This is a genomic window from Pseudomonas putida (assembly GCA_041879295.1).
Lineage (GTDB): Bacteria > Pseudomonadota > Gammaproteobacteria > Pseudomonadales > Pseudomonadaceae > Aquipseudomonas > Aquipseudomonas putida_Y.
This window is the reverse complement of sequence record CP047152.1, coordinates 624,066-648,062: the sequence shown is the minus strand read 5'-3', so window position 1 is coordinate 648,062 and position 23,997 is coordinate 624,066. Positions and strand designations below refer to the sequence as shown.

Here is a 23,997-nt window from a genome sequence, read left to right as displayed (position 1 = left end):
GCTTGCCCGCTCCCACAGGTTTGGCGTCGGCCGCAAGAGCAACACTTTCCTGTGGGGGCGCGCAAGCTCGCGAAGGGGCACACAGCGGCCCCAAGATCTCATGGAATGCACATGCCCCAACTCGCTGCCGACTGGCGCCACCGCCCCACCCACCGCAAGGTCTGGGCGCTAGCCGCGCCGATGATCCTGTCAAACATCTCGGTACCGCTGGTGGCGCTGGTCGACAGCACGGTCATCGGCCATCTTCCGCACGCCCACCAGCTGGGCGCCGTGGCCGTGGGCGCCACCTTGTTCACCTTCATGGTCGGCCTGATGGGCTTCCTGCGCATGGGCTCCACCGGTTTCGCTGCTCAGGCTGCCGGCCGTGGCGACGGTGCCGCGTTACGCCAGGTACTGGTGCAAGGGCTGCTGCTGGCGGTCGGCTTCGCCCTGTTGATCGGCCTGCTGGCCCTGCCCTTCAGCCAGCTGGCACTTCATGCGATGCAACCCAGCGCAGCCCTGCAGCAATCCACCGAAGACTTCTTCCATACCCGCCTGCTTGGCCTGCCTGCGGCGCTGGCCAGTTACGCGCTGGTCGGCTGGTTCCTCGGCACCCAGAACGCCAGGGCACCACTGGCAATCCTGCTGACCACCAACCTGCTGAACATCGCCTTGAACCTGTGGTTCGTGCTGGGCCTGGACTGGGGCGTACTGGGCTCGGCGCGGGCGTCGGTGATTGCCGAATGGAGTGCCGCCCTGCTCGGCCTGGCCTTGACCCGGCCGGCCCTGCGGGCCTACCCGGGGCAGATCGTGTGGGCAGCGCTCAAGCGCTGGCAGGCCTGGAGGCCACTGCTGGCGGTGAACCGCGATATCTTCCTGCGCAGCCTGGCGCTGCAACTGGTCTTCCTGCTGATTACCGTGCAAGGCGCGCGCCTGGGCGAAGCGACCGTGGCAGCCAACGCCCTGTTGCTCAATGGCCTGCTACTGACGGCCTATGCGCTGGATGGGCTGGCCCATGCGGTGGAGGCCTTGTGCGGCCATGCCATTGGTGCCCGTGACCGCGACACCCTACGTCGCTCGCTGGTGGTGGCCTGCGGCTGGTCGCTGATCACCAGCCTGGGCTTTGCCGGGCTGTTCCTGCTGGGTGGGCACCTGTTCATCGACTTGCAGACCGACATCGAAAGTGTGCGGGCGGCGGCTTATCCGTATTTGCCCTACCTGGCGTTGCTGCCGTTGATCGCGGTGTGGAGTTACTTGCTGGATGGCTTGTTCATCGGCGCGACCCGGGCGCGGGAAATGCGAAATGCAATGCTGGTTTCGGTGTTGATTGCGCTGCCGGTGGCAGTGGCCATGAGCGGGTTGGGCAACCATGGGTTGTGGATGGCGTTTCTTGGGTTCATGGGGTTGCGGGCGGTGACGTTGGGGTGGGTTGGATGGAAACTGAAACTGGAGGACAAGTGGGTCACAGGGCCCGGAAACACAATATGAAAAATATGCTCGATTGACTGCTTCCAAGCCTCTGGCCGATAAAAGCAGAACCCATGGAGGGGGCTCACACCAACGGCCTATGAGCAAGGAGCCATCATGTACCCTCCACCCGCGCCATCAGGTGTCTCAGTACTTAGCAACATGCACGCTGCAAGCAAAGAGCGTAACTACTTTAAAAATGGCGGCAGTGCTTTTCTAGGGAAGGTCTGAAAAAGACTTCCTGAATCTGGTGAAATACGCCGATCCCGCCAGCCGAGTTTTTCCATGAAGCAGATGACCTTCGCCGACGCCGAGTACGCCGGCAAGCGCAAGCAGACCCGTAAGGAATTGTTCCTGATCGAGATGGATCAGGTGGTGCCGTGGAAGGGATTGATTGCCCTGATCGAGCCACACTACCCAAAGGGTGAAGGTGGTCGTCCAGCCTATCCGCTGATGGCCATGTTACGTATCCATCTGATGCAGAACTGGTTCGGCTACAGCGACCCGGCCATGGAAGAAGCGCTCTACGAGACGACCATCCTGCGTCAGTTCGCCGGGCTGAGCCTCGAGCGTATTCCCGACGAAACCACCATCCTCAAGTTCCGTCGCTTGCTGGAGAAACATGAGCTGGCAGCCGGCATCCTCGGCGTAATCAATGGCTACCTGGGGGATCGCGGCCTGTCGCTGCGCCAGGGCACTATCGTCGATGCCACACTGATCCACGCGCCCAGCTCGACCAAGAACCAGGACGGCAAGCGCGACCCGGAAATGCACCAGAGCAAGAAAGGGAACCAGTATTACTTTGGCATGAAGGCGCACATCGGCGTGGATGATGAGTCGGGGCTGGTACACAGCGTGGTAGGCACGGCAGCCAACGTGGCGGATATCACCCAGGTCGACAAACTGCTGCACGGTGACGAGAACGTCGTCTGCGCCGATGCCGGCTACACCGGCGTCGAAAAGCGCCCCGAACATGCTGGCCGCGAAGTGATCTGGCAGGTCGCAGCACGCCGCAGCACCTACAAGAAGCTCGATAAACGCAGCGCCCTGTACAAAGCCAAGCGCAAGATCGAGAAGGCCAAGGCACAAGTGCGAGCGAAGGTCGAGCACCCGTTTCGAGTGATCAAGCGCCAGTTCGGTTACGTGAAGGTGCGCTTCCGTGGCCTGGCCAAGAACACCGCTCAGCTGGTGACGCTGTTCGCGCTGTCGAACCTATGGATGGCGCGCCGACATTTGCTGACTACCGCAGGAAAGGTGCACCTGTAATGCGGAAAATGGCTGCTGCGAGGTGCTCGCGGCGGCCAAAAACGGAGAACTGAGCGGGTTACCTGGTCGAATTTGATCGACGGCCCGCTTTCAAAAGCAGCGAGGGCTGAAGTCGACCGGAAATACAGGGCTACTTCAGACCTTCCCTAGTGTCGTGGTTCTATTCGAAGGTTCGTAATCGAGGCGAGTGGGATTACAAGCAACAGGGAAGGCAATATGAGGCTTTAGGTAATTTCAATTATGGCGCAACTGGAACTGCTGCTGGCCTTTCGGAGGAATTCCTGTTGAGGGGGGCGGGATGGGCACAGAGCCGCGCGGGGACCAGTAATTCAGCATTTGGATCATGGTGGGGCAGCTCCCCTTATGGCGACGACCCCGAGGATCAGGAATGGATCAAGAAAGGGATCGAATATGCCAAGTCATACGGGTATTAGATGGCTGATTGCTTGCCTGCTTCTGCTTATCCTCGGTCAAACCCTATGGATCTTCTCCAGAGATGCAAGGCCTGTGTTGACCAAGATTGTTTCTGAAACTCCAATTGGCAAGCAGAGTGCCATTTATGAGGTGCTCAGCGATGCTGGTGGGGCGACAGTGCCGCTGATCTACTTGTACTTTGTGGCTGAAAAACAACAGCACGATGATCAGGTCTTGAAGGGCCTTGAAAGGCTGACGCCTTTCCTGGTCACTCGACAATCGGGCGCCGTGCTGCACGTGGAGGGCCTGAAAATAACGGCGCGGACTGAGGAGCAGGTCTACAGCTATTCGAGTACCACTCTTCTCGAAGAGGGTGGCGCAGTATTGCCTATTACAATCGAACTCACCGCGACGTCTCACCGAGAGTGATAGTCAAAGGGGCCGCGCAACGGCCCCTTTGCATTTCAGGAGGACAGGTACGAAGACCGGGTCAAGCCCAGGCGCAAGGCATCCAGATACTGGGTCCGCTCACGCGCAGTGATCTTGGCGCTGGCAACCTTGTCGCGGTAATGCGTCATCAACTCTTCCGGCGACAGGTGCACGTAGCGCAGCATGTCTTCGATGGTGTCGTGGGTTTCGATACCGGCGTGGTACACGCTGCCGTCGGCATTCTGGTAGATGTTCACCGAATCGGTGTCACCGAACAGGTTGTGCATGTCACCCAGGATTTCCTGGTAGGCACCCACCAGGAACACGCCCAGCAGGTAATCCTCACCCTCCTTCACCGCATGCACCGGCATGCTGGTTTCGATGCTCTGCTCGTCAACGTACTGGTTGATCTTGCCGTCGGAATCGCAAGTCAGGTCCTGCAATACCGCACGCCGCATCGGCTCTTCGTCCAGGCGGTGCAGCGGGATGATCGGCAGGACCTGGCCGATGGCCCAGGTGTCTGGCAGGCTCTGGAACACCGAGAAGTTGCAGATGTACTTGTCGGCCAGCTTGTCGTTCAGCTCGTCCAGCACCTGGCGGTGCGAGCGCTGGCGGGCTTTCAGCGAGTTGTGCAGGCGGCGGCACACGGCGAAATAGCACTGCTCGGCCAGGGCCTTCTCGCCCAGGCTCAGCTTGCCATCGGCGTACTGCGCGGCCACATCACCCATGTAGTGGGTGGCGCGCCAGTAGGTCTCGGTGACCATCTCGATGTCGGTCGGGCCAAGCAGGTCGACCAGCCACTGCACGGTCTCGGGCAGGGCTTCCTTGTTCTCGATGGTCGGTACGTCGTCGTTGTGTTTCTCGACGTCGGTCACCTGGATCACCAGCATGGCGTGGTGCGCGGTCAGCGAACGGCCACTCTCGGAGAAGATGTGCGGGTGCGGCAAGCCCTGCGCGTCGCAGAACTCCTTGAGCATGCCCACCACCACGCCGGCGTAGTCGTCCATGTCGTAGTTGATCGAGCTGGCATTGCGCGAGTGGGTGCCGTCGTAGTCCACACCCAGGCCGCCACCCACGTCGATGTGGTCGACCGGCAGGCCCAGCGCACGCAGTTCGCCGTAATAACGGATGGCTTCCTTGAAACCGTGCTGGTAGTCAGCCAGGTTGGCGATCTGCGAACCCATGTGGAAGTGCAGCAGGCGGATGCCCTGATCCAGGCCCGCATCGCGGAAGCGCTGCACCACCGAAAGCAACTGGGCGGCGGACAAACCGAACTTGGACTTCTCGCCACCGGTGTCGGCCCACTTGCTCGAGGCCAACGACGACAGGCGAACGCGCAGGCCAACCTGTGGTTTCACCTTGAGCTCGGCGGCCTCTTCGATCACCAGGGCCACTTCCGACTCTTTCTCGATGACGATGAACACATTGTGGCCAAGCTTCTGACCCATCAGCGCCAGGCGAATGAACTCACGGTCCTTGTAGCCGTTGCAGACGATGGTACCGCCCTTCGGCGCCAGCGCCAGCACTGCCAGCAACTCGGGTTTGGAGCCGGCTTCCAGGCCGATGGAAACGTTTTGCGTGGCGATGATGTTTTCCACCACCGCTTCCTGCTGGTTGACCTTGATCGGGTACAGCGCGGTGTACTGGCTCTGGTATTCCAGGCGCGCGATGTTGGCGTCGAAGGCACCGGTCAGCTGGCGCACACGGTCCTGCAAAATGTCAGGGAAGCGCACCAGCAAGGGCAGCGACAAGCCGCTCTGGCGCAGTTCGTCGACCTGTTCGAACAGGTCGATCGGAGCGCTTTGAGGGCCGTTGGGGCGTACTTCGACGCGCCCGGCTTCATTGATGGCGAAATAGCCAGCGCCCCAATGGCGGATACCATAAACACTGCGGCTGTCGGCCACGGTCCATTGGCTACCATCGTCTTTGCGTGTGCGTCGTACGGACATTCAAGTCCCCTATAGATAAGTCGAAGACACTGCCCGCAGGCAGCGGGGCGAGTGTAAAAGCTGAAAATGACGATTCATCCGTGCTCAGGCATAGACTCTGACCACGGGAACGAGTTTAGAAAGCGCTGGGCAAAAAATCGCGCGATGGCCTCAGCCGCCGGACTTTTTCGCCTTGAAACCCTGTTTGGTCAGCTCGCCGATCAACAGCTCGACATGGTCGCCCTGGATCTCGATAACCCCGTCCTTCAGGGCGCCGCCGGTGCCGCAGCGGCGCTTGAGCGTGGTCGCCAGTTCTTTGAGCTGGTCGGGCGGCAGCGGCACGCCGGTGACGGTGGTCACGGTCTTGCCGCCACGGCCTTTGCTTTCGCGGCGCACGCGGGCAATGCCGTCGCCTTCGGGGATGATTTGCTGCTTGCAGGTGCAGGCGTCCACCGGCTGGCCACAGTCGGGGCAGTGCCGACCGGCGTCGGTGGAGTACACGAGACCGCCAAGGGCGGAAAAGGAAGAAGCTTTCTTGGCCACTTTTGTTCCTCGGTGCTGAGGACAAAAACTGGTCGTGCCTTGGGGTTGAGGCCGACCGCGAAGCCCCACTCTGGCAGGGGCGGCGCTACTGCTGCAAGAATTGCGGCAGCCCGAAAAGGGCGCGCAGTGTAACGATAAATACGGCGATTGTGTAGGAGCGGGTTTACCCGCGAATAAGGGCAAAGCCCTTGCCCTGCGAAACGGGTGTCTGGGCCGGTATTTCGCGGGCAAACCCGAGCCTACAAAGTGGCCTTATAGCGCTGCAACGCCGCCAACGAGTCCGGGCAATAAGGCTTGCTCAGGCTTTCCTGCTCAGCCTGTTCCAGACCGATGAAGCGCGCCTCGATCACCTCTTCCGGCTGCAACCGCAACGGTGCATCCGACACCGCCGAATACACCGCACACCACAAGCGGTTATCAGGCTGGTCGAAGTAGAACCGCTCGTGAAAGCGCAGCTCGGCGCCCTCGATGCCCAGCTCTTCGGCCAGCTCGCGCGCGGCCGACTCGGCATACGCTTCGCCAGCCGCGACCATGCCGCCCGCCGCCACATCCCAATACCCCGGGTACAGCGCCTTGCTCAGCGTACGGCGGTGTACACACAGTTCACCGGCACTGTTGAACAGCAGAATGAATGTGCAGCGCCCGATCAGGCCACGCTCGCGCAGCTCGGCACGAGGCAAGGCGCCCAGTACCTGGTCGGTTTCGTCCACCCAGGTCACCAGCTCGCGGTCGGAAGCCGCCCGATGGGCGGCCTCGGCTGGGCTGATAGCCATCATCAACCCTGCGACAGCAGCTGACGCAGGTCGATAACCGCGGCGTTGGCCCGGGAAATGTAGTTGGCCATGACCAACGAGTGGTTGGCCCACATGCCGAAGCCACTGCCGTTGAGCACCATCGGACTCCACAGCGGCTCTTGCGAGGCTTCCAGCTCACGGATGATCTGACGCACGCTGACCGTGGCATTCTTCTTCGCCAGCACGTCGGCGAAGTCCACCTCGATGGCACGCAGCAGGTGCGACAGCGCCCAGGCTTGGCCGCGGGCTTCGTAGAACACGTTGTCGATCTGCAGCCATGGCGTTTCCACCAGCTCCTCATCCACCTGCGGCGCCTGGCCGGCAACGACCGACTCGGTCTTCAGCGTGGAGTTGAGCTTGACCCGGCCAACGCTGGCCGAGAGGCGCTGCGACAGCGAGCCCAGACGGGTTGCCACGTCACCCAGCCAGTTGTTCAGGTTGTCGGCGCGGGTATAGAAGATCGCGCCCTTGTCGCCGGCAGCCAGGCGGGTCTGGTAGCGGGTCAGCGACTTGATGCCTTCTTCGAACTCCGACTCGCTCGAAGGCAGAATCCAGCTCTTGTTGTCGAAGTTGAAGCGGGGCTCGGCCTTGGCCAGGTCGGCGTCTTCGGTAGACTGCGACTGCGAACGGGCGAAGTCTTTACGCAGAGCACGGGACAGGTCGCGGACCTGGACCAGCACGCCATATTCCCAGCTTGGCATGTTGTCCATCCACAGCCCCGGCGGGAAGCGGTCGTTGGAAATGTAGCCGCCCGGCTTGTTCAGCAAAGTGTTGGCCACGGTCTTGAGGGTTTCGACGGTGGTATAGCCCACCACCATCTGCTGGCCAGCACGTTCGGCTGCAGCCTGGGCGTTTTGCTGCACCGGGAACAGAGCCGGCTCCTGGCTCCAGTACCAGCCCAGGCCGATACACACCAGCAGGTACAACCCGATCAGGGTCCCCAAGGCACGGCTCCAAAGGCCGCCAAGGTAGCTACGGGCGGCAGCGCCGCGCCCGTCGACACGCTCACGGGGCTCGGCTTTGGCCTCTCGGTTTTTCCAGTCCAGCATGGCTTTGTCCTTAATCAGTCACGACGGTTCAGGGGCTTTGACCACAGGCCTGCGCTAGGGTGCCACGGTAAGCCCGCATGCCAGCACTATAAAGCAGACACCACCGTACGCATAAGCGACCATTCAGTCAGCAACTGAATATTCGTTCTACCCGCTTTGTTGACGCAGGGCACTCACGCACTTGAAAAGAGCTGCTAGCATAGAGCCATCATTGCCCCTGCACATCCCAACCTATAAGTAGCCAGGACATGAGCCAAGCAGTCGAGCCAAGCCCGCAGTGCCCCGTCCAGCCGCTGACGCGTAACGGCCTGCGCAAGGACGATCCGCTCGACCAGCTGCTGCTGCCCGTGCGCAAACCGGTGTACATCCTGCTGCAGGACCACGAGCGTGCCCAGCGCCTGGCCCAGCAACTGGAATTCTTTGGTCTGGTGGTGCAAGCGTTGCCCAGCGCCGCAGCGTTTCTCGCCTCGATCAGCGAGTACCCGCCGTCGGCCATCATCATGGATGTCGACTTCACCGGCGCCGGCCTGGGCTTGCTGCTGGCCGCCCAGGTGCAGCAGGGCCTGGCACGCTCCATTCCGTTGTTGTTCTTCAGCCATCACGAAGCCGACACCCCAACCCGCCTTGCCGCAGTACGCGCCGGTGGCCAGGACTTTCTCACCGGCAGCCTGGAAGCTTCCAGCTTGCTGGAAAAGGTCGAACTGCTGACCAACACCGCCCCGCACGACCCGTTGCGCGTGCTGATCATCGACGACTCGCGCACCCAGGCCCTGTACACCGAGCGTGTACTGGCCGGCGCCGGCATGCTCACCCGCAGCCTAACCGACCCGATCCGCACGATGGCAGAGCTTGCCGACTTCCAGCCCGACCTGATCATCCTTGACCTGTACATGCCGGCCTGCACCGGCCCGGAGCTGGCCAAGGTAATCCGCCACAGTGACCGTTATGTGAGTGTGCCGATCATCTACCTGTCTGCCGAGGACGACCTGGACAAGCAACTGGATGCCATGAGCGAAGGCGGTGATGACTTTTTGACCAAGCCGTTTCGCTCACGCCACCTGATCACTACCGTGCGCAACCGCGCCGCCCGCGCCCGCCATTTGAAGGCGCGCATGGTTCGCGACAGCCTGACCGGGCTGTACAACCACACTCATATCCTGCAGCTGCTGGAAGACTGCAGCTTCCGCGCCCGCCGTGAGCAGCAGCCGTTGAGCTTTGCCATGCTCGACATCGATCACTTCAAGAAGATCAACGACCGCCATGGCCACCCCATGGGCGACCGAGTGATCAAGAGCCTTGCTCTATTCCTCAAGCAGCGCTTGCGCAAGACCGATTTCATTGGCCGCTACGGTGGCGAGGAATTCGCCATCGTCATGCCCAATACCGCGCTGGACGCCGCACACAAAGTGCTGGACGAAATTCGCCGGCGCTTTGCCGAAATTCTCTACCCGGCGCAGCCACGAGACTTGCAGTGCACCTTCAGCGCCGGCGTGGTGCAACTGGATGAGGGGCTGGATGCATTGACCATGGCCAGTGCAGCAGACGAGGCGCTGTACCGGGCCAAGCATGCGGGGCGTAATTGCGTCGTTCGTGTAGAGCCCTGAGATTCGCACTCACTGTGCCGGCCATACCAATAGAGGCACTGTGCCACTTTTTTCTGACTCCAAGCCCCTGGCGTCATCACCCCGTCACAAAATCGCAATAACTTCAGGCGCCTACCTCTCCCCTGCGCAGGAAGTTCGTGGCTATGCGCCTGAAGTGGCTGACCAATTTCAACACCCTGTTGCTGGTGACCGTGTGTATCGCCTTGGGCGCCACCCTGTGGTGGTCGCAGCGCGCCCTCGAGCGCCCCTACCAGATGATGGAGCGCTATCTGGGCCTGTCCCAGCAGTTTCAGAACCAGGCGGCGCGCAATATCCAGGCCTACCTGGGCAACGGCGATGCCCTGCGCCAGGCCGCCGCCATGGAGGCGAACCAGCAGTTGCAGACCGCACTGGCGGACTGGCCCGTTGAGCTGGCCGAGAAGTTGCGCCCCAGCCTGGATAGCCTGCAGGCCTTCACCGCCAACGAACTGCTGGCCGCCGGCAAGCTGGCCGGCGACCCGCAAGCCCTGTTGCTGCAAGCCGAACGGGAGCTAGGGGCGAACTTCGAGCAAATGGCCAGCTACGCCCGCGACAGTGGCAACGCCGAGGCCAATCGCTACTTGCTGCCCTTGCTCGACGCCACCGTGCACCTGAGCCGGCTGTCGTTGGCTCGCGACAAGCTGGTCAGCAGCGGCCGCCCGGAACTGGCCGATGAGGTGGAGCGCGAGCTACAACTGATCCGCGCCCAGGCGCAGATAGTCGACGGCCTGCCACTGCTCGGCGTAACCCGCACGGCCGAATCCGGTGCAGACGACTTCGCTGCAATGATGGGCCTGGAATCCCAGGCCAGCGCCCAACAGGAAGACATTGCCGTGGGCCTTAAGCGTGAATTGCAAAGCCTGCTCAATCGCTACCCGGCCGAACTGCAACGCACCCGCGAACAGATCGAGCGCCGCGCCGAGCTGGCCGCCAGCACCGGCCAGCGCCTGGAAGCAGTACAACAGGCCATCGCCGCGCTGGAGCCCGAAGTACGCGGCCAGCATGCAAAAATCGCTGCCGAGGTGCGCATCATCCAAGGCCTGATGATCGGCCTGATCCTGCTGATCGCCCTACTGATCGACACGCTGCAACGGCGCCTGGCACGCACCCTGACCGGCCTGGCCCCGGCCCTGTCACGCTGGGCCGAGGGCGACTTCGCCCAGGCCATCGTCCTGGGCAAGACCAACCGCGAACTGCATGACATTCAGGAGTCGCTCAACCGCCTGCGTCAGTACCTGGTGGAGCTGGTAGGCACCATTCGCCATAACGCCGAGCAGGTGGCCGGCAGCAGCCACGCCCTGGCCGGCATGAGCGCCGCGCTGCACGGCGGCGCCGAACGCCAGGCCGGCGATACCGGGCAGATCCGCGATGCCTTGGGCGAACTGGAAGCGACCATTCAACAAGTGGCCGGTGACGCCAGCGCAGCCGCCGAGGCCAGTCGCGATGCCGGGCGTGCCGTGGAACAAGGCCAGGCGGTAATTGGCCAGAGCCTGTCGGGCTTGCGTGAACTGGTCGATGAAGTGCAAGGCAACGCCCGCATGATCGAGCAACTGGCGGAAGAGTCGGCAACCATTGGCGGGGTGCTGACGGTGATCCGCTCGATTGCCGAGCAGACCAACCTGCTGGCACTGAACGCCGCGATAGAAGCGGCCCGTGCCGGCGAGATGGGCCGTGGCTTTGCCGTGGTTGCCGATGAGGTGCGCTCACTGGCCCAGCGCACCACGGGCGCTACCGGCGAGATTCAGGCATTGATCGACCGCTTGCAGCAGGCCGCCAGAAGTTCGGTGGCGGGGATGCGCGCGCAGCTGGAACACGCCGAGGCCACGGCCAATCAAGCCCAAGCCGCGGATGGGGCACTGGATGAGATTGTCTGTGCCATTCGAACCATTTCCGATACGGCGGTGCGGATTGCTGATGTCACGGCGCAGCAGAGTGGCGCGGTGAGCGAGATTCGTGATCACAGCGAGCGGATTCACGAATTGGGTGAAGACAACCTGCAACGCATTGGCGAGGGGCGTGAACAGGGCGAACAGTTGCTGAGCCTGGGCGGTGAGCTGAACCGGGCGGTGCGAGCGTTCAGGGTTTGAGTTGAGCTTTTCAGCGCCTGGGCGATCGAGCGCCGCCCGCGCGGCGCATCGCGAGCTGCGCTCGCTCCTACGTTTGTTTCGGGCCAATTTTTCCTGGGGGAGTTGCGCGCGACCCCCTTGGCGCATGGCGTGATATCGCGTCGTAAAAACAAGGCGGTCGCGCGCGCCTGTCACTGGCGTTACTGGCCCGAAACAAACGTAGGAGCGAGCGCAGCTCGCGATGCGCCGCGCGGGCGGCGCTCGATCACCCAGGCACTGCACATGTCATGGCGAGCACTACTGGCCCCAACCCACACCAACTCCGCTATCATGCGCAGCAAGTTCCACCTCGCGAGTCCGCCATGCGCCGCCTGTTTTTCATGCTGTTACTGCTGCTGGCCAGCCCTGCCTTCGCCGCAGGCCTGCTCGACAACCGCCCCAGCGCCACCCTCGGCGCCGCTTCGCTGGCCAACAACGCCGACTTCCTGCCGGTACACGAGGCCTTCAAGCTCAACCTTGTCCAGGCCGATGCGCAAACCATCAAGCTGCGCTTCGTCGCCACCGATGGCTACTACCTCTACCGGCACCGCTTCCAGTTCCACACGGAACCGGCCGATATCACCCTGGGCACGCCGAACATCCCCAAGGGTGAGCCCAAGCACGATGAATTTTTCGGCGACGTCGAGGTTTACCACGGCGTGCTCGATATCGAGTTGCCACGCAAAGACCCACGCGCCTTCACCCTGCTGGTGGGCTACCAGGGTTGCGCCGACAAGGGCTTGTGCTACCCACCGGAAACCGCACGCCTGAGTATCGATGGCGAAGGCGTTGCAAACGCGCCGGCCACCCGCGAACACGGCTGGAACTGGAAGTCGCTACTGCTGTTCTTCCTCGCTGGGGTCGGCCTGACCTTCACCCCCTGTGTCCTGCCAATGCTACCGATCCTCTCCGGTGTGGTGCTGCGCGGCCAGGTTGGCGGCGTGCGCGGCCTGGCGCTGTCGCTGGCCTACGTGCTGCCAATGGCGGCCAGCTTCGCGGTACTCGGCGCACTGATGGGCCTGTTCGGTGCAAGCCTGAACCTGCAGGCGCGCCTGCAGTCGGCCTGGGTGCTGGTTCCCTTCGCGCTGTTCTTCGTGGTGTTCGCCCTGGCCATGTTCGGCCTCTTCGAGCTGAAGCTGCCCCAGGCCCTGAGTAACCGCCTGAACAACGTCGCCAACCACACCCGGGGCGGCTCGCTGCTGGGCGCAGCAGTGCTCGGTGTGCTCTCCAGCTTGCTGGTTTCTCCGTGTGTATCGGCGCCCTTGGCCGGTGCCTTGCTCTATATCAGTGCCAGTGGCGATGCCCTGGGTGGTGCGCTCAAGCTGTTCGCCCTGGGTTTGGGCATGGGTGCGCCGTTGCTGCTGGTGGCCACCGGGGGCGCGGCCTGGCTGCCCAAAAGCGGCCCATGGATGAACACGGTGAAAAACGCCATCGGCGTACTGCTGCTGGGGCTGGCCATCGGCTTGCTCAGCCGTGTACTGCCTGGCCCTGTGACCTTGCTGCTGGTCGGTTTCCTCGCTGCGGGTGTGGCACTGTTCCTCGGCGCCCTGGAATTCGTCGTCAAGACGACGCCCCAGCGCCTGGCGCAACTGCTCGGTCTGGCCTTGCTGGTGTACGCGCTGGCTTGTTGGTACGGCGCCCTCACTGGCCAGGGCGACCCACTGCGCCCACTGCCGGTTGCGTCACTGGCCGCCAGCGGCGGTCTGCCGGCAGCAAAAGCCGATGCCTGGCAGACCATCACCACACCTGGCGCCATGGACGCAGCCCTGGCGCAAGCCAAGGCCGCCGGCCAGCCAGTGCTGCTGGACTGGTACGCCGACTGGTGCATCAGTTGCAAGGTGATCGAGCATGAGGTGCTCAATGCACCGCAGGTGCAAACTCAGCTGTCCGGCTTCAAACTGCTGCGTTTCGACATCACCGAAAGTAATGCCGAGCAACGCAAGCTGCTCGACCGCTACCAACTGTTCGGCCCACCCGCCCTGCTGTTTTTTGCTGCGAACGGCAGCGAAATTACCGCTGATCGGGTGATTGGCGAGATAAATGCCGGTGAATTTGCGCAGATTCTGACGCGCGTACGCGGCAAAGTCGGTCTATAACTTCCCGCGAGCCGGGAAAAATCCTGAAATGAATGACCGGATTTAATTATCCGGTCACATACTTCGCGCGAACCTCGGACATCGTGCTGGCTATTGCCGGGAACTGGACACTTGCCGTTGCTTTACGGCACACTCGCCGCGCTGTGTCGAATTGCCCTACAAATCCAAGGAATCCGCAGATGGCAACGCTACTGGTGCTCCACGGCCCCAACCTCAACCTGCTCGGTACTCGCGAGCCAGGCCACTATGGCGCCGTGACCCTGGCTCAGATCAACCAGGACCTGGAGCAACGTGCCCGCGCCGCAGGCCACCATCTGCAGTACCTGCAGAGCAATGCTGAATACGAACTGATCGACCGCATTCACGCCGCACGCAACGAGGGTGTGGACTTCATCCTGATCAATCCGGCTGCTTTCACCCACACAAGCGTCGCATTACGTGACGCATTGCTTGCGGTGAGCATCCCATTCATCGAAGTGCACCTGTCCAACGTGCACAAACGCGAACCGTTCCGTCACCACTCCTACTTTTCCGATGTTGCCGTAGGGGTGATCTGCGGTCTGGGCGCCAGCGGTTATCGACTGGCCCTGGAGTCCGCACTGGAACAACTGGCTGCCAACGCACAGCCCAAATGATGAAAACCCTGGCCTAAATGGGCCGGGGTTCGAGAGAAACGTTTCAGATACGTTTTTTGTATTTCGCCCCCTGACCGAACCTTTGGGAGTTGATGATTAATGGATATCCGTAAAGTCAAGAAACTGATCGAGCTGCTGGAAGAGTCTGGCATCGACGAACTGGAGATCAAGGAAGGCGAAGAGTCGGTCCGTATCAGCCGTCACAGCAAGACTCCAGCTGCCCAGCAGTTCTATGCACCGGCGCCTATGGCTGCCGCCCCTGCCGCAGCTCCGGTCGCCGCTGCTGCCCCAGCCGCCGAAGCCGCTGCTGTTGCCGCCCCGGCCCTGAAAGGCACCGTGATCCGTTCGCCAATGGTAGGTACCTTCTACCGCAAGCCTTCGCCGACCTCGCCTAACTTCGCTGAAGTTGGCCAGTCCGTGAAGAAAGGCGACACCCTGTGCATCGTCGAAGCCATGAAGATGATGAACCACATCGAAGCCGATATTGGCGGTGTCATCGACGCCATCCTGGTAGAAGACGGCCAGCCGGTTGAGTTCGACCAGCCGCTGTTCACCGTCGTTTGAATCGCGGAGAGCCAACGATGTCTGGGAAGCTCGAAAAAGTCCTGATCGCCAACCGCGGGGAAATTGCCCTGCGGATCCTGCGTGCCTGCAAAGAGCTGGGTATCAAGACCGTCGCCGTGCACTCCACTGCCGACCGTGAACTGATGCACCTGGGCCTGGCAGACGAGTCGGTCTGCATCGGCCCTGCATCGTCCAAGGATTCCTACCTGCATATCCCTGCGATCATCGCTGCCGCCGAAGTGACTGGCGCCACTGCGATTCACCCGGGTTACGGCTTCCTGGCAGAAAACGCCGATTTCGCCGAACAGGTGGAAAAATCCGGTTTCGCCTTCATCGGCCCGAAAGCCGACACCATTCGCCTGATGGGCGACAAGGTTTCGGCCAAGGACGCGATGATCAAGTCGGGCGTACCGACCGTACCGGGCTCCGATGGCCCACTGCCAGAAGACGAAGAAGTTGCCCTGGCGATTGCCCGTGACGTCGGCTACCCGGTGATCATCAAGGCCGCCGGTGGCGGTGGTGGTCGCGGCATGCGCGTGGTGCACAAGGAAGAGGACCTGATTTCCTCGGCCAAGCTCACCCGTACCGAAGCCGGTGCAGCCTTCGGTAACCCGATGGTTTACCTGGAGAAGTTCCTGACCAACCCACGCCACGTGGAAGTACAGGTACTGTCCGACGGCCAGGGCAACGCCATTCACCTGGGCGACCGCGACTGCTCGCTGCAGCGCCGTCACCAGAAAGTACTGGAAGAAGCACCAGCCCCGGGCATCGATGAGAAAGCCCGCCAGGAAGTGTTCAAGCGCTGCGTCGATGCGTGCATCGAGATCGGCTACCGTGGTGCGGGTACTTTCGAGTTCCTGTACGAAAACGGCCGCTTCTACTTCATCGAGATGAACACCCGCGTGCAGGTTGAGCACCCGGTATCGGAGATGGTCACTGGCATCGACATCGTCAAGGAGATGCTGAGCATCGCCGCTGGCAACAAACTGTCGTTCCGCCAGGAAGACGTGGTGATCCGTGGCCACTCGCTGGAGTGCCGGATCAACGCCGAAGACCCGAAGAAGTTCATCCCGAGCCCAGGCAAGGTGAAGCACTTCCACGCCCCAGGCGGCAACGGCGTACGCGTCGATTCGCACCTGTACAGCGGTTATTCGGTTCCGCCGAACTACGACTCGCTGATCGGCAAGCTGATCACCTACGGCAAGGACCGCGACGAAGCCATGGCGCGCATGCGCAATGCCCTGGACGAGATCGTCGTCGACGGCATCAAGACCAACATCCCGCTGCACCGCGACCTGGTGCGTGATGAAGGCTTCTGCAAAGGCGGCGTCAACATTCACTACCTCGAGCACAAACTGGCCAACCAGGAGTGATCGTGTAGTGTGATGTACCAGAACCCCGGCCCTGTGCCGGGGTTTTTTATTGCCCCTAGCTCTTCATCCGCGGCATGTCGATACGATGCTCATGCACTCGCCGATAAAGCGTCGCACGCGAAATACCCAAAGCCCGCGCCGCATCCGCCGGCTTCCAGCGATGGCGGATCAGCGCGTCCAGCAACAGCTGCCGGGCCGGGCACGACACCCCGCTTTCAGCCGAGCCAACCGCTTCACCACGCACCTCCTGCGGCAGATCCTGTAGGCGCACCTGCCCGCCCTCACTCACCGCACAGGCATACCGCAACACCTGCCGCAGCTGGCGCAAATTGCCCGGCCAGCGATAAACCAGTAACGCCTGCAGCGCGTCATCCGCCAACACCACCTCCACCCCGCAAGCCGCAGCCTCCTCGGCCAGCAACTGGTGAATCAGCCCCAGCCGGTCATCACGCTCACGCAAGGGGGGTAGCTCAAAGCGGGCATTGGCCAGGCGGAAGTACAAGTCTTCACGAAATCGCCCGTCCTCCACCATCGACGCCAGATCGCGATGGGTCGCACAGATCACCTGAATATCCACCCGCTCCCGCCGTGCCGCCCCCAGCGGCGCCACCTCCCCCTCCGCCAGCACCCGCAGCAGGCGGGTTTGCAGGTTCAGCGGCATGTCCCCGATCTCGTCGAGGAACAACGTGCCGCCATCGGCCTGCTGCAACAGCCCTTGCATGCCTTTGCTGGAAGCCCCGGTGAAGGCCCCGGCCACATAGCCGAACAACTCGCTTTCGATCAGGGTTTCCGGGATGGCCGCGCAGTTCAGGGTAACGAATGGGCCATCACAGCGCTGGCTTTGCTGGTGCAGTTGGCGGGCGAATACTTCCTTGCCGGCCCCGGTCTCCCCCAGTACCAGCACCGCCAGGTTGCAGTCCTTGACCCGCGTGGCCAACCGCAGGTGCTGCTCGATGCGGGTGTCCTGGGCCTGGCGCACAGGCTGCGCACGCTGGCGTTGCTGCGGTGCGCTGACCCTGCCATACAAACCGCCCAGACCAGGCAGACGCTGGGCGGACGACGCGCTCACCCGGCGCAGCTGGTCGATGTCGAACAGTTCACCAATGTGCTCGGGCAAGCGTCCCAGGCGTTCCACCAGCCGTTGCCGCGCCAGGCTGTTTATTGCCTGCAAGCGGCCATCGGCATCCCAGGCCAGCAGGTAGTCGGGTTGGCTCTCCACATAGCCAGGCGTGCCGTGGGCGCGCATCACCCAGTGGCCCTGGGCGCTGTGCATGAAGAAGGCGTTTTCAATCTCGCGGGCCGTCTGCTCGACCAGTTGGCGGATCAGGTGCTGGCTGCGCCGATCGTCCGGCGACTGCAAGGCCGACACATCAACCACGCCCAGCAGCTCGCCCAACGGGTCGAACACCGGCGCCGCTGTGCAGGTCAGGCCAATGAAGGCGGCGCGAAAGTGATCGCGCTTGTGCACCGTGACCGGGGCCTTGCTGGTCAGTACCGCCGCCACGCCGCATGTGCCCTCCTCGCCCTCCGACCAGCAGGTCCCCAGATATAGCCCAGCCTTGCGACAGTCGTTACGGATGGCCGACTCGACCCGGTAATCGATGGTTCGCCCCTGGGCATCGGTAAGCAGCACGCAGTAGTCAGCGCCGCGCACCCGTTCGTGCAAGCGCGCCACGGCATCGCTGGCGATGCGCAGGAACAGCTCGGCGCGTTCGCGGCATTCGTTGAGCAGGCTTTGGGAAAGGATACGCGGCCCCTGCTGAGAACCGGGGTCGAGGCGGTACACATCCATGGAGCGACGCCATGAATCGAGAATCAGTGGTGGTACCGGCGCCTGCGGCAGGCGGTCGGCATTCTTCAACACCCTGCTGACGCAGTCCACATGGGCTCGGGAGTTCGCGGCAAGCATTCAGGCCCTCCGGTTCTCGTTACTGTTTTTATCGTTGTCCGGCCATTAAGCGCCTCTGGGCATGCCCCGACAAGCACTGTGTGATTACCGGCTGGCTTGAGACGCAGCGTCTCAGCGTCTCGGCAACGCTGGCCCGGCGCTGGCACCCGGCGTCTCGCCGCCACACCCGTGAAGACCTGCCCGAACACGACCAGAACCCTCTAGTCCGGCAACTTCAGCCATCGCGAAGAAAGCTGGCACCCCGCTTGCTCCTCCCCTTGCAAACAAAAATATGAGGTGCGCCATGCCGCTACCCGCCCCGATTGTCGGGATCATTGCCAACCCTGCCTCTGGCCGCGACCTGCGCCGCCTGACCGCCAATGCCGGGCTCTATTCAAGCACCGACAAGGCCTCGGCTATCCAGCGCCTGCTGGCCGCTTTCGGCGCCACCGGCATTGGCCAGGTGTTGTTGCCCAGCGACATGACCGGCATCGCTGCCGCAGTGCTCAAGGCCAGCCAGGGCCCAGGGGCCCGTGACCAGCACTGGCCGGCCATCGAGATCCTCGACCTGCCACTGAGCCAGACCGTGGCCGATACCCGCCTGGCTACCCGGCGCATGGTCGAGCGCGGCGTGGCGATGATCGCCGTGTTGGGTGGTGATGGCACCCACAAGGCGGTCGCCGCCGAGGCCGGTGACGTGCCGCTGCTGACCCTGTCCACCGGCACCAACAACGCCTTCCCCGAACTTCGTGAAGCCACCAGCGCGGGCCTGGCCGGTGGCCTGCTTGCCAGTGGCCGGGTACCGGCCAGCATCGGCTTGCGCCGCAACAAACGCTTACTGGTGAACGTGCCTGAACAACAGCTGGCCGAATGGGCCTTGGTCGAGGTGGCCGTGTCGCCGCAGCGCTTCATCGGTGCCCGTGCGCTCAGCCGCAGCGAGGACCTCTGCGAAGTCTTCGCCTGCTTCGCCGAACCCCACGCCATCGGCCTGTCGGCCCTGTGCGGCCTATGGTGCCCGGTGTCACGGCAAGATCCGCACGGCGCCTGGGTACGCCTGGCCCCCGGTGCCGAACAGGCGTTGTTGGCGCCATTGGCGCCCGGCCTGCTGCAAGCCTGCGGCATCTCCGCCTGCGGTCCGCTGACGCCCGGCGTCGCCCATCGCCTGAGCCTGGCCAGCGGCACCCTGGCCCTGGACGGCGAACGCGAAATCGAATTTGCCGAGCATGACACGCCCACCATCACCCTCGACCACCAAGGCCCACTCAGCGTGGACGTCGAGGCCGTGCTGGCGCATGCCGCCCGCCACCACTTGCTGGCCGTCCCGCGCGGCCACCGCCTGCACCCTGCAAACCCGTGTTGAGACAACCCCGGAGAACAACAAGATGTCCAATCAACTCAGTACTGAACAACTGCTGCATGCCTATGAAGTCATGCGGACCATCCGCGCCTTCGAAGAACGCCTGCATGTGGAGTTCGCCACCGGCGAAATTCCCGGTTTCGTCCACCTGTATGCCGGCGAAGAAGCCTCTGCCGCCGGGGTCATGGCCCACCTGCGCGACAGCGACTGCATCGCCTCGACCCATCGCGGCCATGGCCACTGCATCGCCAAAGGCGTGGACGTGTACGGCATGATGGCCGAGATCTACGGCAAGAAGACCGGAGTATGCGGCGGCAAGGGCGGCTCGATGCACATTGCCGACCTGGAAAAAGGCATGCTCGGTGCCAACGGTATCGTCGGCGCCGGCGCACCACTGGTGGCCGGGGCGGCGCTGGCGGCCAAGCTCAAGGGCCGCGATGACGTGTCGGTAGCCTTCTTCGGCGATGGGGCATCCAACGAGGGCGCCGTGTTTGAAGCCATGAACATGGCGTCGATCATGAACCTGCCCTGCATCTTCGTGGCCGAGAACAACGGCTACGCCGAGGCCACTGCCTCCAACTGGTCCGTCGCCTGCGACCATATTGCCGACCGCGCTGCCGGCTTCGGCATGCCAGGCGTCACCATCGACGGCTTCGACTTCTTTGCCGTATACGAGGCCGCCGGCGCCGCCATCGAGCGCGCCCGTTCCGGGCAAGGGCCGTCGCTGATCGAGGTCAAGCTCAGCCGTTACTACGGCCATTTCGAAGGCGATGCGCAAACCTACCGCGCCCCTGATGAAGTGAAGAACCTGCGCGAATCCCGCGACTGCCTCATGCAATTTCGCAACAAGACCACCCGCGCCGGCCTGCTCACGGCCGAGCAACTGGACGCCATCGACGCCCGCGTCGAGGACCTGATCGAAGACGCCGTTCGCCGCGCCAAGTCCGATCCCAAGCCACAGCCCGCCGACCTGCTCACCGACGTCTACGTCGCCTACCCCTGAGCCGCGGATTACAAGAACAACAGGAGAACCACCATGGCAAGAAAGATCAGCTACCAGCAGGCCATCAACGAAGCCCTGGCCCAGGAAATGCGCCGCGACAACACGGTGTTCATCATTGGCGAAGACGTCGCCGGCGGTGCCGGTGCGCCCGGCGAGGATGACGCCTGGGGTGGCGTGTTGGGCGTGACCAAAGGCCTGTACCACCAATTCCCCGGCCGCGTGCTTGATGCACCGCTGTCGGAAATCGGCTACGTCGGCGCGGCCGTCGGTGCTGCCACCCAGGGCCTGCGCCCGGTGTGCGAACTGATGTTCGTCGACTTCGCCGGCTGCTGCCTGGACCAGATCCTCAACCAGGCCGCCAAGTTCCGCTACATGTTCGGCGGCAAGGCAGTGACCCCGCTGGTGATGCGCACCATGTATGGCGCCGGCCTGCGCGCGGCGGCCCAGCACTCGCAAATGCTCACCTCGCTATGGACGCACATCCCCGGCCTGAAGGTGGTGTGCCCCTCCTCGCCTTACGATGCCAAGGGCCTGTTGATCCAGGCGATCCGCGACAACGACCCGGTGATCTTCTGCGAACACAAGCTGCTGTACAGCATGCAGGGCGAGGTGCCGGAAGAGGTGTACACCGTACCGTTCGGCGAAGCCAACTTCGTGCGCGACGGCGACGATGTGACCCTTGTTACCTACGGGCGCATGGTGCATGTGGCGCTGGAGGCCGCCAACAACCTGGCCCGCCAGGGCATCGACTGCGAGGTGCTGGATTTGCGCACTACCAGCCCACTGGACGAAGACAGCATTCTGGAAAGTGTGGAGAAGACCGGCCGCCTGGTAGTGATCGATGAAGCCAACCCGCGCTGCTCGATGGCCACCGACATCAGCGCGTTGGTGGCGCAGAAGGCTTTTGCCGCACTCAAGGGCCCGATCGAAATGGTCACCGCGCCGCATACTCCGGTGCCGTTCTCCGATGCCCTGGAAGACCTGTACATCCCTGACGCGGCGAAGATCGAAGCCGCCGTGCGCAAGGTGATCGAAGCCGCAAGGAGTGCCGCATGAGCCAGATCCATACCCTGACCATGCCCAAGTGGGGCCTGTCGATGACCGAGGGCCGGGTGGACACCTGGCTCAAGCAGGAAGGTGACGAAATCAGCAAGGGCGACGAGGTGCTGGACGTCGAGACCGACAAGATCAGCAGCAGCGTCGAAGCGCCGTTCAACGGCGTGCTGCGCCGCCAGGTGGCCAAACCGGATGAAACCCTGCCCGTCGGCGCACTGCTGGCGGTGGTCGTCGAAGGCGAAGCAGAAGAGGCCGAGATCGATGCTGTGGTACAGCGCTTCCAGGCCGAGTTCGTCGCCGAAGGCGGCACCGACCAGAGCCAAGGGCCGGCCCCTCAGAAGGCGGAAGTAGGCGGGCGTCTGCTGCGCTGGTTCGAGCTGGGTGAAGGCGGCACACCGCTGGTGCTGGTGCACGGGTTTGGCGGTGACCTCAACAACTGGCTGTTCAATCACCCGGCACTGGCTGCCGAGCGGCGGGTCATCGCCCTCGACCTGCCGGGCCACGGCGAGTCGGCCAAAGCCCTGCAGCGGGGCGACCTGGATGAGTTGAGCGAAACCGTGCTCGCCCTGCTCGACCACCTGGACATCGCCAAGGCCCACCTGGCCGGCCATTCCATGGGCGGTGCCGTCAGCCTCAACGTGGCGCGCCTGGCACCGCAACGGGTAGCCAGCCTGAGCCTGGTGGCCAGCGCCGGGCTGGGCGAAGCGATCAACGGGCAGTACTTGCAAGGTTTCGTCACCGCTGCCAACCGCAATGCACTCAAACCGCAGATGGTGCAGTTGTTTGCCGACCCGGCGCTGGTCACCCGGCAAATGCTGGAGGACATGCTCAAGTTCAAGCGCCTGGAAGGTGTGGACCAGGCCCTGCAGCAGCTGGCAGGCGCGCTCGCCGACGGCGACCGGCAGCGCCACGACTTGCGCGGGGTACTGGGCAATCACCCGGCACTGGTGGTGTGGGGTGGCAAGGATGCGATCATCCCGGCCAGCCATGCCGAGGGCCTGGAAGCCGAAGTACTGGTGCTGCCAGAGGCCGGCCACATGGTGCAGATGGAGGCGGCCGAACAGGTCAACCAGCAACTGCTCGCATTCCTGCGCAAGCACTAAGCCCTTTTCGTGAGCCTGGAGAACAACAATGAATGACCTGAGCCACACCCACATGCGCGCGGCCGTCTGGCATGGCCGCAACGATATTCGTGTCGAACAGGTACCTTTGCCGGCCGACCCTGCGCCGGGCTGGGTGCAGATCAAGGTGGACTGGTGCGGCATCTGCGGCTCCGACCTGCACGAGTATGTTGCCGGCCCGGTGTTCATCCCGGTAGAGGCCCCGCACCCGCTGACCGGCATTCAGGGCCAGTGTATCCTCGGCCACGAATTCTGCGGCCACATCGCCAAGCTTGGCGAAGGCGTGGAGGGCTATGCCGTAGGCGACCCGGTGGCGGCAGACGCCTGCCAGCATTGCGGCACCTGCTATTACTGCACCCATGGCCTGTACAACATCTGCGAGCGCCTGGCGTTCACCGGCCTGATGAACAACGGTGCGTTCGCCGAGCTGGTCAACGTGCCCGCCAACCTGCTCTACCGGCTGCCGCAGGGCTTCCCTGCCGAAGCCGGGGCACTGATCGAACCACTGGCGGTGGGTATGCACGCGGTGAAAAAGGCCGGCAGCCTGCTTGGGCAAACCGTTGTAGTGGTGGGGGCCGGCACCATCGGCCTTTGCACCATCATGTGCGCCAAGGCTGCGGGGGCGGCGCAGGTCATCGCCCTTGAAATGTCCTCTGCGCGCAAAGCCAAAGCCAAAGAGGTAGGCGCCAACGTTGTGCTGGACCCCAGCCAGTGCGATGCCCAGGCGGAAATCCGCGCACTGACAGCAGGGCTGGGCGCCGATGTGAGTTTTGAGTGCATCGGCAACAAACATACGGCCAAGCTGGCCATCGACACCATCCGCAAAGCAGGCAAGTGCGTGCTGGTGGGTATTTTCGAAGAGCCCAGCGAGTTCAACTTCTTCGAGCTGGTGTCCACCGAGAAGCAGGTGCTGGGGGCGTTGGCGTACAACGGCGAGTTTGCCGACGTGATTGCCTTCATTGCTGATGGTCGTCTGGATATTCGCCCGCTGGTAACCGGCCGGATCGGATTGGAGCAGATTGTCGAGCTGGGCTTCGAGGAACTGGTGAACAACAAAGAGGAGAATGTGAAGATCATCGTTTCACCGGGTGTGCGCTGATTGCACCTTGAAGGCAACGTGGCACCTGTGGGAGCGGGCGCGCCCGCGAAGAAGCAACACGGTTGAGGGCACCGGCTTCGCCGGTGTTCGCGGCTGAAGCCGCTCCTACAGGGCACGCGCAAGGTTCCAAGGCTGTGCGCCGACACATGGGCTCGCTGTCTCAGGACCCCATTCTGCGTCATACTCGGCAGACCTATTGCCCGGTCCTT

The 23,997-nt window shown here is 63.0% G+C and carries 20 protein-coding genes; 15 read left to right on the top strand and 5 right to left on the bottom strand.

All coding sequences use genetic code 11. The features are described 5' to 3' along the window. Positions 1–111 precede the first annotated feature (111 nt). The 4 genes from GST84_02985 to GST84_02970 all read left to right on the top strand — a co-directional run bounded on the left by GST84_02985 (position 112) and on the right by GST84_02970 (position 3,555). Positions 112–1,467 (top strand): MATE family efflux transporter, encoded by a 1,356-nt coding sequence (locus GST84_02985; protein XGB11382.1) that lies wholly within the window; start codon positions 112–114, stop codon positions 1,465–1,467. Positions 1,468–1,731: 264 nt separating this feature from the next. Further along, the gene (locus GST84_02980) at positions 1,732–2,712 is read left to right on the top strand and encodes an IS5-like element ISPpu18 family transposase (protein ID XGB11381.1); all 981 of its coding nucleotides are present in this window, start codon (positions 1,732–1,734) and stop codon (positions 2,710–2,712) included. Between the two features lie 122 nt (positions 2,713–2,834). Next, positions 2,835–3,146, top strand: a complete 312-nt coding sequence (locus GST84_02975; GenBank protein ID XGB15698.1) for a bacteriocin — start codon at positions 2,835–2,837, stop codon at positions 3,144–3,146. Then, a complete protein-coding gene (locus GST84_02970) occupies positions 3,124–3,555 on the top strand; it encodes a hypothetical protein (protein XGB11380.1) in 432 nt (143 codons plus the stop codon). The genes GST84_02975 and GST84_02970 overlap by 23 nt, the downstream gene beginning before the upstream one ends. Positions 3,556–3,590: 35 nt before the next feature. Here the strand turns inward: GST84_02970 and speA are convergent, their stop codons facing one another. The 4 genes from speA to GST84_02950 all read right to left on the bottom strand — a co-directional run bounded on the left by speA (position 3,591) and on the right by GST84_02950 (position 7,869). After that, the gene (gene speA, locus GST84_02965) at positions 3,591–5,504 is read right to left on the bottom strand and encodes an arginine decarboxylase (protein ID XGB11379.1); all 1,914 of its coding nucleotides are present in this window, start codon (positions 5,502–5,504) and stop codon (positions 3,591–3,593) included. 150 nt (positions 5,505–5,654) lie between these two features. Further along, positions 5,655–6,026, bottom strand: a complete 372-nt coding sequence (locus GST84_02960) for a translation initiation factor Sui1 (protein XGB11378.1) — start codon at positions 6,024–6,026, stop codon at positions 5,655–5,657. A gap of 239 nt (positions 6,027–6,265) precedes the next feature. Next, a complete protein-coding gene (locus GST84_02955; protein ID XGB11377.1) occupies positions 6,266–6,799 on the bottom strand; it encodes an NUDIX domain-containing protein in 534 nt (177 codons plus the stop codon). Positions 6,800–6,801: 2 nt separating this feature from the next. Further along, a complete protein-coding gene (locus GST84_02950; protein XGB11376.1) occupies positions 6,802–7,869 on the bottom strand; it encodes a DUF2333 family protein in 1,068 nt (355 codons plus the stop codon). A 248-nt stretch (positions 7,870–8,117) separates the two neighbouring features. Here GST84_02950 and GST84_02945 point away from each other — a divergent pair, with 248 nt between their 5' ends. The 6 genes from GST84_02945 to accC all read left to right on the top strand — a co-directional run bounded on the left by GST84_02945 (position 8,118) and on the right by accC (position 16,264). Continuing rightward, positions 8,118–9,473 (top strand): diguanylate cyclase, encoded by a 1,356-nt coding sequence (locus GST84_02945; GenBank protein ID XGB11375.1) that lies wholly within the window; start codon positions 8,118–8,120, stop codon positions 9,471–9,473. Positions 9,474–9,616: 143 nt separating this feature from the next. Next, positions 9,617–11,578, top strand: a complete 1,962-nt coding sequence (locus GST84_02940) for a methyl-accepting chemotaxis protein (GenBank protein XGB15697.1) — start codon at positions 9,617–9,619, stop codon at positions 11,576–11,578. A 341-nt stretch (positions 11,579–11,919) separates the two neighbouring features. Continuing rightward, positions 11,920–13,692 (top strand): protein-disulfide reductase DsbD, encoded by a 1,773-nt coding sequence (gene dsbD / locus GST84_02935; protein ID XGB11374.1) that lies wholly within the window; start codon positions 11,920–11,922, stop codon positions 13,690–13,692. A gap of 179 nt (positions 13,693–13,871) precedes the next feature. Next, positions 13,872–14,327 carry a type II 3-dehydroquinate dehydratase gene (gene aroQ / locus GST84_02930; protein XGB11373.1) on the top strand — a complete coding sequence of 152 codons (456 nt, stop codon included), beginning with the start codon at positions 13,872–13,874 and terminating at the stop codon, positions 14,325–14,327. A 99-nt stretch (positions 14,328–14,426) separates the two neighbouring features. Next, positions 14,427–14,891: an acetyl-CoA carboxylase biotin carboxyl carrier protein gene (locus tag GST84_02925; protein ID XGB11372.1), complete on the top strand. Its 465-nt coding sequence runs from the start codon at positions 14,427–14,429 to the stop codon at positions 14,889–14,891. A gap of 17 nt (positions 14,892–14,908) precedes the next feature. Beyond that, positions 14,909–16,264 carry an acetyl-CoA carboxylase biotin carboxylase subunit gene (gene accC / locus GST84_02920; protein ID XGB11371.1) on the top strand — a complete coding sequence of 452 codons (1,356 nt, stop codon included), beginning with the start codon at positions 14,909–14,911 and terminating at the stop codon, positions 16,262–16,264. 55 nt (positions 16,265–16,319) lie between these two features. On the opposite strand, the gene GST84_02915 is transcribed toward accC, so the two are convergent. Then, the gene (locus GST84_02915) at positions 16,320–18,173 is read right to left on the bottom strand and encodes a GAF domain-containing protein (protein XGB11370.1); all 1,854 of its coding nucleotides are present in this window, start codon (positions 18,171–18,173) and stop codon (positions 16,320–16,322) included. A 283-nt stretch (positions 18,174–18,456) separates the two neighbouring features. Here GST84_02915 and GST84_02910 point away from each other — a divergent pair, with 283 nt between their 5' ends. Genes GST84_02910 through GST84_02890 form a run of 5 tightly spaced genes read left to right on the top strand, consistent with a single transcriptional unit; the run spans position 18,457 to position 23,788 of the window. Then, positions 18,457–19,512: an ATP-NAD kinase gene (locus GST84_02910; protein ID XGB11369.1), complete on the top strand. Its 1,056-nt coding sequence runs from the start codon at positions 18,457–18,459 to the stop codon at positions 19,510–19,512. A 22-nt stretch (positions 19,513–19,534) separates the two neighbouring features. After that, positions 19,535–20,512, top strand: a complete 978-nt coding sequence (locus tag GST84_02905; GenBank protein ID XGB11368.1) for an ABC transporter substrate-binding protein — start codon at positions 19,535–19,537, stop codon at positions 20,510–20,512. A gap of 33 nt (positions 20,513–20,545) precedes the next feature. Further along, complete coding sequence (locus GST84_02900; GenBank protein XGB11367.1) at positions 20,546–21,568, top strand: alpha-ketoacid dehydrogenase subunit beta; 1,023 nt, start codon at positions 20,546–20,548, stop codon at positions 21,566–21,568. Next, entirely contained in the window at positions 21,565–22,671 is a 1,107-nt protein-coding gene (locus tag GST84_02895; GenBank protein ID XGB11366.1) for an acetoin dehydrogenase dihydrolipoyllysine-residue acetyltransferase subunit, read from the top strand. Before GST84_02900 ends, GST84_02895 begins: the two co-directional genes overlap by 4 nt. A gap of 28 nt (positions 22,672–22,699) precedes the next feature. Next, entirely contained in the window at positions 22,700–23,788 is a 1,089-nt protein-coding gene (locus GST84_02890; protein ID XGB11365.1) for an alcohol dehydrogenase catalytic domain-containing protein, read from the top strand. The last annotated feature ends 209 nt before the right edge of the window (positions 23,789–23,997 follow it).

Excerpts from the sequence above, each read along its gene's own strand:
- GST84_02985 (XGB11382.1), top strand. The coding sequence starts at position 112 with ATGCCCCAACTCGCTGCCGACTGGCGCCACCGCCCCACCCACCGCAAG.
- GST84_02980 (XGB11381.1), top strand. The coding sequence starts at position 1,732 with ATGAAGCAGATGACCTTCGCCGACGCCGAGTACGCCGGCAAGCGCAAG.
- GST84_02970 (XGB11380.1), top strand. The coding sequence starts at position 3,124 with ATGCCAAGTCATACGGGTATTAGATGGCTGATTGCTTGCCTGCTTCTG.
- speA (XGB11379.1), bottom strand. The coding sequence starts at position 5,504 with ATGTCCGTACGACGCACACGCAAAGACGATGGTAGCCAATGGACCGTG.
- GST84_02955 (XGB11377.1), bottom strand. The coding sequence starts at position 6,799 with ATGGCTATCAGCCCAGCCGAGGCCGCCCATCGGGCGGCTTCCGACCGC.
- GST84_02950 (XGB11376.1), bottom strand. The coding sequence starts at position 7,869 with ATGCTGGACTGGAAAAACCGAGAGGCCAAAGCCGAGCCCCGTGAGCGT.
- GST84_02945 (XGB11375.1), top strand. The coding sequence starts at position 8,118 with ATGAGCCAAGCAGTCGAGCCAAGCCCGCAGTGCCCCGTCCAGCCGCTG.
- GST84_02940 (XGB15697.1), top strand. The coding sequence starts at position 9,617 with ATGCGCCTGAAGTGGCTGACCAATTTCAACACCCTGTTGCTGGTGACC.
- dsbD (XGB11374.1), top strand. The coding sequence starts at position 11,920 with ATGCGCCGCCTGTTTTTCATGCTGTTACTGCTGCTGGCCAGCCCTGCC.
- aroQ (XGB11373.1), top strand. The coding sequence starts at position 13,872 with ATGGCAACGCTACTGGTGCTCCACGGCCCCAACCTCAACCTGCTCGGT.
- GST84_02925 (XGB11372.1), top strand. The coding sequence starts at position 14,427 with ATGGATATCCGTAAAGTCAAGAAACTGATCGAGCTGCTGGAAGAGTCT.
- accC (XGB11371.1), top strand. The coding sequence starts at position 14,909 with ATGTCTGGGAAGCTCGAAAAAGTCCTGATCGCCAACCGCGGGGAAATT.
- GST84_02915 (XGB11370.1), bottom strand. The coding sequence starts at position 18,173 with ATGCTTGCCGCGAACTCCCGAGCCCATGTGGACTGCGTCAGCAGGGTG.
- GST84_02910 (XGB11369.1), top strand. The coding sequence starts at position 18,457 with ATGCCGCTACCCGCCCCGATTGTCGGGATCATTGCCAACCCTGCCTCT.
- GST84_02905 (XGB11368.1), top strand. The coding sequence starts at position 19,535 with ATGTCCAATCAACTCAGTACTGAACAACTGCTGCATGCCTATGAAGTC.
- GST84_02900 (XGB11367.1), top strand. The coding sequence starts at position 20,546 with ATGGCAAGAAAGATCAGCTACCAGCAGGCCATCAACGAAGCCCTGGCC.
- GST84_02895 (XGB11366.1), top strand. The coding sequence starts at position 21,565 with ATGAGCCAGATCCATACCCTGACCATGCCCAAGTGGGGCCTGTCGATG.
- GST84_02890 (XGB11365.1), top strand. The coding sequence starts at position 22,700 with ATGAATGACCTGAGCCACACCCACATGCGCGCGGCCGTCTGGCATGGC.